This is a genomic window from Paraburkholderia gardini (assembly GCF_907164545.1).
GTDB lineage: Bacteria > Pseudomonadota > Gammaproteobacteria > Burkholderiales > Burkholderiaceae > Paraburkholderia > Paraburkholderia gardini.
On sequence record NZ_CAJQZB010000010.1, the window covers coordinates 69,437 to 81,551 of the forward strand.

At 64.2% G+C, this 12,115-nt stretch carries 10 protein-coding genes; 4 read left to right on the top strand and 6 right to left on the bottom strand.

Annotation, left to right across the window (positions count from 1 at the left end; genetic code table 11):
* Window positions 1-56: 56 nt before the first annotated feature.
* Entirely contained in the window at window positions 57-947 is an 891-nt protein-coding gene (locus LPA37_RS09775) for a DMT family transporter (protein ID WP_228981765.1), read from the bottom strand.
* A 112-nt stretch (window positions 948-1,059) separates the two neighbouring features.
* Here LPA37_RS09775 and LPA37_RS09780 point away from each other — a divergent pair, with 112 nt between their 5' ends.
* A complete protein-coding gene (locus tag LPA37_RS09780) occupies window positions 1,060-2,481 on the top strand; it encodes an aminotransferase-like domain-containing protein (protein ID WP_229012423.1) in 1,422 nt (473 codons plus the stop codon).
* Between the two features lie 36 nt (window positions 2,482-2,517).
* Here the strand turns inward: LPA37_RS09780 and LPA37_RS09785 are convergent, their stop codons facing one another.
* From LPA37_RS09785 to LPA37_RS09795, 3 genes are all read right to left on the bottom strand, one after another.
* Window positions 2,518-3,606, bottom strand: coding sequence for a TAXI family TRAP transporter solute-binding subunit (locus LPA37_RS09785; protein ID WP_229012424.1), 1,089 nt, complete (start codon window positions 3,604-3,606; stop codon window positions 2,518-2,520).
* Between the two features lie 172 nt (window positions 3,607-3,778).
* Window positions 3,779-4,990 (bottom strand): hypothetical protein, encoded by a 1,212-nt coding sequence (locus LPA37_RS09790; protein WP_229012425.1) that lies wholly within the window; start codon window positions 4,988-4,990, stop codon window positions 3,779-3,781.
* Window positions 4,991-5,500: 510 nt separating this feature from the next.
* Entirely contained in the window at window positions 5,501-7,039 is a 1,539-nt protein-coding gene (locus LPA37_RS09795) for an MDR family MFS transporter (protein WP_228981776.1), read from the bottom strand.
* 90 nt (window positions 7,040-7,129) lie between these two features.
* On the opposite strand from LPA37_RS09795, the gene LPA37_RS09800 reads away from it, so the two are divergent.
* Together LPA37_RS09800 and LPA37_RS09805 are read left to right on the top strand one after the other, a co-directional pair.
* Window positions 7,130-7,879 carry a TetR/AcrR family transcriptional regulator gene (locus tag LPA37_RS09800; RefSeq protein ID WP_228981778.1) on the top strand — a complete coding sequence of 250 codons (750 nt, stop codon included), beginning with the start codon at window positions 7,130-7,132 and terminating at the stop codon, window positions 7,877-7,879.
* A gap of 532 nt (window positions 7,880-8,411) precedes the next feature.
* On the top strand, window positions 8,412-8,822 hold the full coding sequence (locus LPA37_RS09805; protein ID WP_228981780.1) for a response regulator: 411 nt from the start codon (window positions 8,412-8,414) through the stop codon (window positions 8,820-8,822).
* Between the two features lie 132 nt (window positions 8,823-8,954).
* Here LPA37_RS09805 and LPA37_RS09810 read toward each other — a convergent pair whose 3' ends face one another.
* The gene (locus LPA37_RS09810) at window positions 8,955-9,518 is read right to left on the bottom strand and encodes a Fur family transcriptional regulator (protein ID WP_228981782.1); all 564 of its coding nucleotides are present in this window, start codon (window positions 9,516-9,518) and stop codon (window positions 8,955-8,957) included.
* A 108-nt stretch (window positions 9,519-9,626) separates the two neighbouring features.
* On the bottom strand, window positions 9,627-10,256 hold the full coding sequence (locus LPA37_RS09815) for a glutathione S-transferase family protein (RefSeq protein ID WP_228981783.1): 630 nt from the start codon (window positions 10,254-10,256) through the stop codon (window positions 9,627-9,629).
* Between the two features lie 140 nt (window positions 10,257-10,396).
* On the opposite strand from LPA37_RS09815, the gene LPA37_RS09820 reads away from it, so the two are divergent.
* Window positions 10,397-12,082 (top strand): ATP-binding domain-containing protein, encoded by a 1,686-nt coding sequence (locus LPA37_RS09820; RefSeq protein WP_228981785.1) that lies wholly within the window; start codon window positions 10,397-10,399, stop codon window positions 12,080-12,082.
* Window positions 12,083-12,115 lie beyond the last annotated feature (33 nt).

Sequence of the window (12,115 nt, forward strand, 5' to 3'; positions counted from 1 at the left end):
CGACGGTACGCTTCAGCTGTGTGACTACGTAGCCTGAGACGGCGCGCGATGCGTGCTCAGGTTGCGTGCTGCGGCACCGGCGCGCTTTTCGCGAAGCGGCGCGCGCCGCCCACGCATGCAACCACGACAATCGTCACCGCGATCATCGCGGGCGGCACCTGTTCGTGCAGAAGCAGTGCGGCGAGCATCAGCCCGAAGAACGGCTGCAGGAGCTGCAGTTGTCCGACGCCTGCGATGCCGCCCAGCGCCAGTCCGCGATACCAGAACACGAAGCCGATCAGCATGCTGAAGAGCGACACGTACGCGAGCCCCCAGAACGCCGCGTGACTCACACCCGCAAACGATGCGGGCCATGCCCACCACATGAGCGGCAGCATGACCGGCAACGCCAGCACGAGCGCCCACGAAATCACCTGCCAGCCGCCGAGATGACGTGACAGTCGCGCGCCTTCCGCATAGCCCAGTCCGCAGGCGACGATCGCGGCCACCATCAACGTGTCGCCGAGCGGTGACGCATGAATGCCGTTGCGCAGCGCGAACGCCACGACCGATGCGCTACCGAGTGCGGAAAAGAGCCAGAACGCCGGCTGTGGCCGTTCGCCGCCGCGCAGCACGCCGAATATCGCCGTCGAAAGCGGCAGCAGGCCGATGAACACTATCGCGTGCGCGGCCGTGATGTGTTCCAGCGCAAGCGCGGTCAGAAGCGGAAAGCCGACCACCACGCCGAGCGCGACCACCACGAGCGGCAGCAGGTCGCGCCGGGCAGGGCGGGTTTCGCGAAACAGCAGCAGCAACATGAACGCGAGCGTGCCGGCAATCGACGCCCGCGCGACAGTCAGAAAGAAGGGATCGAAACCCTGGACGGCGATGCGCGTCGCGGGCAGCGAGCCGCTGAAAATAAGTACGCCAGCCAGTCCGCTCAGCCAGCCGTTGCCTGTTTTTGTCATGGAGAGTGTCCGATGCTGCATGAAAACGTCGAGCATCCTCTGTCGCACGATAAAGCGTAAGCTACGGATCAGTACAATTCAGACAAACTGTACCGGTCAGGGAGCAGTACGGATGGCGGAAGATGACAGGATGAGTTCGGCGGCCACGGGCACGCGCGTCGCGCTGGTCATGAACACGTTGCGCGAGCGCATCGCGAGCCGCGCGCTGATGCCGGGCGCACGCGTGCCGTCGATCCGCTCGATGACCGACACGCTCGGCGTGTCGAAATCGACGGTGGTCGACGCATATGACCGGCTCGTCGCAGAAGGCGCGATCGTGTCGCGGCGCGGCTCGGGGTTTTTCGTCTCCGGCCACGCGCCGCCGTTCGCGCTCGCCGATATCGGGCCGCCGCGCGATCGTGATGTCGACCCGTTGTGGCTCACGCGTCAATCCCTCGAAAGCGACGCGAAAGCGCTGCGACCCGGCTGCGGCTGGATGCCGGCCGCGTGGATGCCCGAAGAGGGTGTGCGTCGCGCGCTCCGTGCCGTTGCGCGCGACGCGCATGGGCCGCTCGTCGAATACGCGTCGCCGCGCGGCCTGCCTGCGTTGCGCCAGCAGATCGCATGGCGGCTGTCGCAACATGGCGTCGACGCGCCGCCCGAGCAGATCGTGCTCACCGATGGCGGCACGCATGCGCTCGATCTCGTGTGTCGCTTCCTGCTCGAACCAGGCGATACGGTGTTGATCGACGATCCCGGCTACTTCAATTTTCAGGCCCAACTGCGGGCGCACCGGGTGCAGATGGTGAGCGTTCCGTATACATCGTCGGGGCCCGATCTCGCGCAGTTCGAGCAGGCGCTGGTGAAGCATCGTCCGCGGCTTTATGTGACGAACTCCGCGATCCACAACCCGACTGGCGCGACGCTTGCGCCGGCAATCGCACATCGTCTGCTCAAGCTTGCGGGCGAGCACGATCTGCTGATCGTGGAGGACGACATCTTCGCCGACTTCGAGGACGAACCCGCGCCACGGCTTGCCGCATTCGACGGCCTTGCGCGCGTGGTGTCGATCGGCAGCTATTCGAAGACGCTGTCGGCGGCGGTGCGCTGCGGTTATATCGCGGCGCGCGGCGACTGGGTGGAGCCGCTCATCGACCTGAAGCTCGCGACATCGTTCGGCAACGGTGAACTCGCCGCGGGTGTCGTGCATCGCCTGCTGGTGGACGGCACGTACCGGCGCCATCTCGAAACCATGCGCACCCGGCTCGCCGATGCAATGGGCGATACCGCGCGGCGTCTCACGCAGGCAGGCTTGCACATCTGGACGCGACCGCGCGGCGGCATGTTCATCTGGGCGAAGTTGCCGGATTCGCTCGATGCCGCGCGGGTCGCGCGTCATGCGCTCACGGAGGACGTGGTGTTCGCACCGGGCAACGTGTTCAGCGCATCGCAGTCGGCGGCGGGTTTTCTGCGCTTCAACGCGTCGCAATGCACGCGGCCCAGGGTCTACGAAGCATTGCAGCGCGCGATGGAGCGTGCGTCACGCGATACGTGACATGGGGGACGCTGCCCGCGCGGGCAGCGTCGCGTGTCACTGCTTTCCGCACAGGAGCAGCAGCCGCTCCTCGTCGGTGCATGGGCGCTTCGGCGACTTCGCCGGATCATCCGTTGCGGGACCAGGGCCATTCGTTGCCGCGACCGCGGTCTTGTGCGCGAAGCACGCGCGCAGGCGCTTTTCCACTGGCGGATAGTACTTCCATCCTTTGCCTAGATTCGGCAGCTCCATCTTCACCTGCTTCCACTTCGGATGGCCGTGTTCCTGGAGGTTGTCGAAATTCGTGCACAGTGAATCCGCGAACCGGTTGAGATTGCCGACGGTGTCGCGCAGGTTGTAGTCGTACGTGACAAGGAAGGCTTTCACGGTGAGCGTCTGCACGTCTTCCTTAAGCCAGTTCGGATAGTTCGACGCGCGGATCGTCGCGGGAAAATACGTCTGTTTCGCGCGCGCGGTTTCGGGCGCGGCGGGATCGAGCCTGAGTACGCGGATCTGCTGCAGCAGTTCGGGATTCATGTCGGTGAAGAGCCTGGCCGGCTGCCCCGCGACGATCACCGCGACGTCGATTTTCTTCACGATCAGCGCGGCAAGCGCATCTTCGTTCGACAGATGCTGCGCGTACTGATCGGGAACCGGTGCGCCGAACATCAGCCGGTACAGCGTGGTTGCCGATTGCGCGGTGCCGCTGCCAATCAGGCCGACGCTCATGTTCTGGTTCTTGATCTCGTTGATGGTCTTCAGCGGAGAATCGGCGCGCACGACGAAATAGATCTCTTCGTCATAGAGCGGCATGATGAGGCGCAGCGGACGAATCGTCGTGCCCGCGTCGGCGTTGCCGCTGTTCGCCATGTCGACGTACGCCTGATACACGTCCGACTGTACGAGTGCGAGCTTCACGCCGGGTTCGAAACGCATGCGCTGCACGTTTTCGGCGGAGCCTTTGGACGGCATGACTTCGAGATCGATACCTGCCTGCGGCGCGACCCATTTCGCGAGGTCCGCGCCGATCTGGATGTACGTGCCGCGTTCCGGTCCGGTGACGATCTTGTAGTGCGCGTTGTCCGCCAGCGCCACCGACGACGCCAGCGCCAGGCCGATGCATCCCGCCAGAATGAGCTTGAACATGGTCTCCACCTTTTCTGTGTGGTTGTAACTGAGACTCGCGCAGCGTCGCGCGTGGTGTTGAATCAGGTTTGTGATGTCGTGTGTTATGTGATCAGCGAGGCATCCTGATCGATGCGTGCGGTCTGATGTGTCGGGTGCATCGTGTCATGGCGTGATCGCGTCGATGCGTCCGTCAATGCGCGGGCGAAGCCGTCGAGGTTGCCGCCGCGCCACTCGTCGCCGGATGGCTCCAGCCGGATTCGCGAATCGCGCGTTCCCGTGCGTCGATGCTGTTCGCGTCCGTTGCCTGGGTCGCGACAGACGACGGCGGCGCGGGTGATGCAGAAACATTCGCCGATGCGGGTGTCCGTGCCATTGCGGGTGCTGGCACATCCGCCGGCGCCACGACCGCGTTTGCGGGCACACGCGGTGCAGCGGGACGCGGGGCGTGCGCGCGGGGCGCCGCGGCCGCGACCGCCGCGCCGGGTGCGGTGGCCTGTGCGCCGCCGCGCGCGGTCGGCAGTGCGGGCGAGTTCCAGCCGGCCTCGCGGATCGAACGTTCAAGCAGGGTCTTCGCGTCGTTACTGGATGAATCGACGGCGAGTGCACCGGATGCGTTGTGCCGCACGCAACTCCACAGCCGGTCCTGCATGCAGGCGTTCGCCGCGCGTACCAACGCATCGCGCTTGAGCAGGCGTTGAAGCAGATCCTGCTGCATGAGTCGTGTGTCGGCATTGTCGGGCCGTGTGGCGAGCACTTCAGAGAGCGCCGCCTGCGCGCCCGTCAGATCGTTTGCCTGCAGGCTCGCGTGCGCTGCCTGCAGGCTTTCGGGCACATCGCGATGGCGTGTGGGCGTGCGCGTGGGTAACGGAGGAACCGGCGGCACGACGGGCGCCACCGCGACGGCAGCGGCGGGCGCCGCGCCGGGCAATGGCGGCAAGGTTGGGATGGGCGGTATCGATGGCGAAGCAGCGGCGGCCTGTCGCCGCGTCGGCGGCGTCTGCGCCACGGGTGCAGGTGTAACAGGAGCGATCGAAGTGACGCTTTGCGATGGCTGCGCTCCCGGCGCTCCCGGATACGGCTGGATGCTGCCGCTCGCGCTGCTGGCGGCCGGTTCGTCGGCGACCGTATCGGACTTGTGTTCGCTAAAGAGCGTATAGCCCGCGTAGCCGAGTGAAAAAAGAAAGAATGTCAGCACGAGCCCCTTGCTGAAAATCCAGCGGCCCACGCTGCGCCAGACGGGCTCGGGCATATCGAGCGGAGGAATCGGCGTATCGGGCAACATGAGCGGCTGCGCGTGTCCAGCGGGCTGCGCGATATCGGCGGGCATGCCCGTCGGCGGAATGCCGGATGGCGCCGGCGCGTGGGTCTGCGCGTGGACTTGCGGATGGGAAGCCGCTTTCAACCGCACGCCGTAAGCGACGGCATGACTCGCACCACACCACGGACACGTTTCATCTGGCGGATACAGTGCGCCGCCGCACCGTTTGCAGGGTGTCGGGAACGTTCGGCCGGGACTCGTCTGGGTGGACATGCGTTCAACCCACCAGTTATACGCGGTGCCTTTGAACGGCACGTTACGGATCGTCATCACGGCGAACCGCAGTAGCTGCGTAATTCACGGTACTTCAGGGGACATACGCACTGGTCAGCGGACTTGCCGAAGCAGTTTCGGGAGGGCGCCTGAATGCAATATGTGTCGTTTCCGCGCCAACGTCAATCGCGTTCTCGTCTAACGCACACATTGGTTCCGGACACGTCAGGAGAACGATTCAGACAGACATTTTTTGTACGCGCCACATCGCAATGCGGCAGGTTTTTTCTGTCTGGTCAGATGAATGTCGACTGACTGCAGGACTGGACGCGGCGTGCGTCCAGTCGTACGAAAGTCAGGAAAGCAGAGGATCTGCGTGCGTCAGTGATGTTTGCGCAGCGGGATGTCCTTGAGCATCCATGCGAGCACGAACGCCAGCACGACCACGCACGCGGCGACGAAGTACACCGTGTGCAGCGCGCCCGCGAACGCCTGCAGATAATCGTCGCGAAGCGCGGTGGGCAACTGGTGGATCGTGGCCGGCCCAAGCGACTGCGGCAACTCCGTTCCGGCCGGAATGAGTTCACTCAGGCGTGAATGAAGCTGGCGTGAAAACACCGCGCCGAACGCCGCCACTCCCACTGAGCCGCCGATCGAACGGAACAGCGTCGCACCGGACGTTGCCACGCCCATGTGCCGGAATTCGACTGCATTCTGCACGGCGAGAATCAGCACCTGCATGACCATGCCGAGGCCGCAGCCGAGCAGGCCCATGTACAGATACATCACATACAGCGGCGTGGAAATCTGGATGCGCGCCAGCAGGGTCATCGCGACGGCAACGAGAAACGTGCCAGCAATCGGAAATATCCGGTACCGGCCGATCTTGCTGATCACGCGACCTGTGACGACAGACATCACGAGCAGCCCGCCCATCATCGGCAGCATCTGCATGCCGGCTTCCGAGGGCGTCGAATTCTTGACGACCTGCAGGTACACCGGCAGGAACGTGACGGATCCGAACAGCGACACGCCGACGATGAAACCGATCAGACAGCTCAGCAGGAACGTGCGGTCCCTGAAAAGTTCGAGCGGCATGATCGGCTCTTCGGCAAGACGTTCTTCATAAATAAAGCCGCCGATGCATACGAGACCGACCGCGAGCGTGAACCACAATTGCGGCGAACTCCACGGCAGTAGCGTGCCGCCCTGGCTGGTGAACAGGATGATGCAGACCAGTGCGGTCGCGAGGAACCCGGCACCCATGTAGTCGATTGCGTGTTTGATGTGTTTCGTATGCGGTTTGAAAACCGCTGCGATCACGAGCAGCGCGCCGATGCCGAGCGGCAGGTTGATGTAGAAAATCCAGCGCCATGACAGATGCTCGACGAGAAAGCCGCCCAGCAACGGACCGATGATCGTCGCGAGACCGAACACGCCGCCGAACATGCCCTGATAGCGGCCACGGTCGGCCGGCGGAATCACGTCGCCGATGGCGGCCATCGTGACGACCATGAGACCGCCGCCACCGAGACCCTGAAGCGCGCGCAGCACAATCAGCTGCGTCATGTTCTGCGCGGCGCCGCACAGCGCGGAGCCGACAAGGAACAGCACGATGGCCGTCTGCAGGACGATCTTGCGGCCGAACAGGTCGCCGAACTTGCCGTACAGCGGCACGACGATCGTCGAGGCGAGCAGATACGCCGTGACCACCCACGAGAGATTATCCAGACCGCCCAGTTCGCCGACGATGGTTGGCAGGGCGGTCGAGACGATCGTCTGGTCGAGCGCGGCCAGCAGCATGACAAGCAGCAGCGCGGTAAACAGGATGCGCAGCGGCGGATGCGCGGGCGCAGGCGAATCGATGCGGGATTCGCCGAAGTCGCCTGGGTCCGCGCTCAGTGAAGGGGGCTGATCCATGTGAGAGTAGGGTTGCTTGATATTAATTAATGAGAAGATTAATATATGCGATGAAGAACGAATCGTCAAACGGAAATCGTCGAAACGGATATGGCACAGAGAAAACCGGATAGTGGGGGAGCGAGCGGCACGTCGCGGGCGGGGGCAACCGTCACGGCAACACCCGATGACCGTCCGGCGGCAGCCGGCGCCGCGCCGCGTCGTCCTGGCCGGCCCACGGGCAGCGCGCGTGGGTCTGACCAGCGCACGCGGCTCCTCGACGTGGCGCTCGCGCTGTTCGCACGCCAGGGCATCGTCGATACGACGCTCGGCGCCATCGCGCGTGAAGCGGATGTCACGCCGGCGATGGTCCATTACTACTTCAAGACGCGTGACCAGTTGCTCGACGTGCTGATCGACGAGCGCTTCATGCCGCTGCGCGCAGCGCTCGGCGGTGCGTTCGAGGACAATCCGGACGATCCCGTCGCGGCTATCACGCAACTGGCGCGGCGGCTCGTGGACATTGCGATCGAATATCCGTGGTTTCCGCCACTGTGGGTGCGCGAAGTGATCAGCGAGGGCGGCTTGCTCAAGCAGCGCATGTATGCACGGTTTGGCAACGCCCACCGGCTGGCGTTGATCGACTGCATCGCGAAGTGGCAGAAAGCGGGGCGGCTCAATGCGGGTCTGGAGCCGTCGCTCGTGTTTCTTTCGTTACTCGGGCTGACGATCCTCCCGCTCGCGACTTCCAGGGAATGGCGCAACGATCCCATTCATCGTCAGATCAGCGCCGACGACATCGCGCGTCATGCCATTGCGCTGCTTGTGCAGGGTGTCGGGCCACACGGCGCCGCACGCTGAGTGCGGGCGCACCGCAGACCTGTCGCCGGATCCGGCGCGCGATTCGGCACGTATTGTGCTCAACACGATTGAATTCAGAACGTCGATCCGGATGGCGCCGGGGCGTACCTGGCGGCCGTTTGCTCAGGCCCGCATTGCACATGCCGGCTGGCGCGGAGTTCGAACCGGTCGTCGCGCTGAAAGAGACCGGCCGTGCCTTTTTGCACAGCCGGATAATCACGACGGCAATCCGTGAGAGGGATGTCACGACGACATGAGGCCCTGTAAGAAAGGCGTGCAGGGCGCTTTTTTCGCGCGGTTTTTCCGCCGCGTTTTCATGTCTTCGTCTTGATCCCGCGTTATCGTCCGCTGTGCCTGACACAGCGGTGCAGTGCCTGCAACGGAGGACAACGCGATGAGGCTCGCACGCCGCGCAACGCAAAATGACTGCAACCCGTCGCGCAAAACGGGGTCTACCCGAACGTAGCGCACCGGTTCGCCCAGATAACAGCTGCGCGTGACCGCCTAACCTTTCTATAAGCAGCAAAGCAAAATGAACGGAGAGTTGAGACTCGATCAGGCAACCATCGTACTCGTCGAGGATGACCCGCAGAGCCGGGAATCGCTGGCGAGCCTGCTTGAATCGGAAGGGGCACGCGTCATCGCGGTCGCGGACGCGGAAGAAGGTGTCGAGGCGGCGGTCCGGTTGTTACCGGACGCCATCGTCTGCGATATCGATTTGCCCGCCATGGACGGTTTCTACGTTATCCAGCGACTGCGCGACCACGAGATTCGCGGTGACCACGCCCCTTCGGTGGCGGTGGCACTCACCGGCCACACCGACGACGCCTACCGCCTGCGAAGTATCGGCGAAGGTTTTCAGCACTTCATGACGAAACCGGCACGTCCCGACGCGCTCGTCACGCTGTTGCGCGACGCGATCGAGGCGCGCGCGGCAGGTTGAATCCTGAAGTGAGGGTGTGGTGTGGGGTTGAGATGTACACGGGCGATGCGGTGACCCGCGCCGCGGGTGCGCCGCCGCTGTGTACGAAGGAAATCACGCGCGAAGCCCGCGCGTGATCGATGAGATGCGCTATTAACCGCGCGCGACTTCCGCGTTCTTCGCGGGTTTGCCTTCGGGTGACGCGCTTTTCGCTGCGTTTTCTGCCTGGCAGGCAGCGCACAGGCCTTTCAGTTCGATTTCATCGCTGGCGAGACTGTAGCCTGCGTCTTCGATCTGCGCGACGAGCGCCTGACGCAGCTTCGGCTGATGCAGCTCGGTGACGTTGCCACACTGCTGACAGACGACCAGAATGCCATGCTGACATTGCGTCAGATCATGGCACACCGTGAACGCGTTGATCGATTCGATCCGGTGGACCAGCCCGGCGGACAGCAGAAAATCCAGTGCGCGATACACCGTGGGCGGTGCGGAGCCGGGGTGAATCTGACGCATGTCGTCGAGCAGCGAGTACGCCTTCGTTGCCCGGCCTGAGGCAAGCAGCAGTTCCAGCACCTTGCGGCGGATTGGCGTCAATTTCTCGCCGCGTTCGCGACAATATTCTTCTGCCAGCGCGAGCGCAGCCTCCGACGACCCCGTGCCGGCGGGCCCATGGTCGTCGTCGTGGTGGTGTGCGGTCGTAGGGGAAGCGTTCTTCATGCGTCGATTATACGGGGCATCGCGAACTTCGATCGAACGCCCCGTCGAGGCTCCATCAGCGCTCTGTTTTCCATCGGTCAGGCAGCCGGGGCGGGCCGCCCCGGCCAGTCATGTCAGCGGCAGATCGACGTACTTCCGGAATCCGGGACGGTTTTCGAGCCGCGCATACCAGCGCTCCAGATTCGGCATCGAGCCGCGTTCGACGCCTTCCAGACCGAACCAGCGTTTCGCATACGCGCCGAGCACGATATCGGCGAGCGTGAAGTTGTCGGTTTCCAGGAAGAAGCGGCCCACCAGGTGCGTGTCGAGCTGCTTCCACAGTACGCCGACGGCCTGCACATCCCGTTCGAGCGCGGCGAGGTCGCGTGCGGCGGCCGGCGTGCGCACGATCGACCAGAACACCGGGCGCTCCGCCGGCTGCAGGGTGCTCAGCGCCCAGTCGAGCCAGCGGTCGATGCGCGCGCGGATTTTCGGGTCGGCGGGATAGAGAAAGCCCGACGGCGGTCCGTACTGCATCACCAGATAGCGCAGGATCGAGTTCGACTCCCACAGCACGTAATCGCCATCGACGAGCGTCGGGACCTTGCCGGTCGGATTCATCGACAGATAGTCGGGCGCATCGTTGCGGCCGAACTGCATGCCGGCATCGATGCGCTCGTAGGGCAGCGACAGCTCATCGCAACACCACAGGACTTTCTGGACGTTCACGGAATTGGCGCGTCCCCAGATCGTGATCATTCGGCGGTTCTCCTGGAAAGCAAAGCGCCGCGCATGGCCGCGGCGTCGAACCCTGAACGATACACGATGAAGGCGGTTTTTACCGGCCACAGCCACATCGCTGCGTACAATATACCCACTTCAAAGTGACGAGGCATCGCATGGCCCGCATAGTCCCCGACAACTGGAAAAATCTCGCCGCCACCGGCGCCGCCTCGCGCGAGCGCGAAACGCTCGCGTTGCTCGAACATGCTTTGTCCGACGATTACACCGTGTATCACGGCGTGCACTGGACGCGTCTGAACCAGGGCTTTTCGGTGTTCGGCGAAGCGGATTTCGTGATCGTCAGCCCGTCGGGCCGCGTGATGATCGTCGAGCAGAAAACCGGCTTTCTGCGCGAGACGCCCAAGGGACTCGTGAAAGTTCACATGCAGACCGAACGCAACGTCGCGATCGCGCTGGCGCGCACCGTCGAAGGCATGCACCGCCGTTTCACCGCGGCGCTCGGCGCGAACTCGTTTTTCATCGAGGAACTGCTGTATTGCCCCGACCACGTCGTGAAGGACGCCGCGATTGCCGGCGTGAACCCGGCCCGCATCGTCGACGCAACGCGCAAGGAGCGCCTTGCCGCGATCATCCGCGAGGCGCTTCCCGCGGATGAGCCGCGTCTCGCGTGCGCGGCGAAGATCCACCACTTTCTCGCCGACGAACTCGCGCTGACTCCCGACGCGAGCGCGCTCGTCGGCCAGGCGGGCACGCTTGTCACGCGTCTCGCGGGCGGACTCGCGACGTGGGCCCGGCGGCTCGAATTCACGCCGTTCCGTCTACGCGTGACGGGCACGGCGGGTTCCGGCAAGACGCAGCTCGCGGTGCAGGTGATGAAAGACGCGATCGCCGAAGGCAGACGCACGTTGTATGTGTGCTTCAACCGGCCGCTCGCGGATCACATCGCGCGCGTGGCACCGCCCGGGGCGAAGGTCGCGAACTACCATCAGCTCTGCGACTGGATCGCGCGCGACGCGGGCCGCGCGCCGGACTTCGATGCGCCGAACGTGTTCGAACAGCTCGAAGCCACGTTCGCGCAATCGCCGGTCGACGCGCGCTGGCAGTTCGACGTGCTGATCGTCGATGAAGGGCAGGATTTCCAGCAGCCGTGGGTCGCGGCGCTCGAACGTCTGTTGCGCCCGGGTGCCGCCTGGTGGTGGCTCGAGGATCCGCTGCAAAACCTGTATATGCGCGCGTCTGTCGAGTTGCCCGGCTGGACGACGCTGACGGAAACCACGAACTACCGCAGCCCGCGCGATATCCTCGATTACGTGCGCGAACTCGTCGGTGCGACGACGCCGCTCGCGGCTGGACTGACGGCGGGCAGTCCATTCGACGGCTCGGACATTTCGTTTTCCACCTACGACGAAGCCAACGCAACCGAAGGCAGCATCGACGCGACCAAACGCGCGATCACGCATGCGCTCGGGCTCGGCTTTCGCAGGCAGGACATCGCGGTGCTGTCGTTTCGCGGGCGTGAAGGCTCGGCGATGACGTCGCTCGATCAGCTCGGCCCGCACCGTCTGCGCAGTTTCACGGGCCGATACGACCTGTTCGGCAATCCGGAGTATCGCGAGGGCGACGTGCTGCTGGAGTCGATCTATCGTTTCAAGGGACAGTCCGCGCCGTGCGTGATTCTCACCGAAGTCGATTTCGAGCAGTTCGACGAACGCATCGCGCGCAAGCTGTTCGTCGGCGCGACGCGCGCGACGATGAAGCTGATGGTCGTCGCGACAGGGCGCGCGGCGCGGCATCTGCGTGCGTCGCAGGCCGACTGGGCGTTGACGGCCGACGAACGTTGACGTATACGGCTGGAACCATAAAAAGACAAAAGG

Coding starts and splice junctions, on each gene's coding strand:
- LPA37_RS09780 (WP_229012423.1), top strand. CDS start 1,060: ATGGCGGAAGATGACAGGATGAGTTCGGCGGCCACGGGCACGCGCGTC.
- LPA37_RS09775 (WP_228981765.1), bottom strand. CDS start 947: ATGACAAAAACAGGCAACGGCTGGCTGAGCGGACTGGCTGGCGTACTT.
- LPA37_RS09815 (WP_228981783.1), bottom strand. CDS start 10,256: ATGATCACGATCTGGGGACGCGCCAATTCCGTGAACGTCCAGAAAGTC.
- LPA37_RS09805 (WP_228981780.1), top strand. CDS start 8,412: ATGAACGGAGAGTTGAGACTCGATCAGGCAACCATCGTACTCGTCGAG.
- LPA37_RS09785 (WP_229012424.1), bottom strand. CDS start 3,606: ATGTTCAAGCTCATTCTGGCGGGATGCATCGGCCTGGCGCTGGCGTCG.
- LPA37_RS09820 (WP_228981785.1), top strand. CDS start 10,397: ATGGCCCGCATAGTCCCCGACAACTGGAAAAATCTCGCCGCCACCGGC.
- LPA37_RS09795 (WP_228981776.1), bottom strand. CDS start 7,039: ATGGATCAGCCCCCTTCACTGAGCGCGGACCCAGGCGACTTCGGCGAA.
- LPA37_RS09800 (WP_228981778.1), top strand. CDS start 7,130: ATGGCACAGAGAAAACCGGATAGTGGGGGAGCGAGCGGCACGTCGCGG.
- LPA37_RS09810 (WP_228981782.1), bottom strand. CDS start 9,518: ATGAAGAACGCTTCCCCTACGACCGCACACCACCACGACGACGACCAT.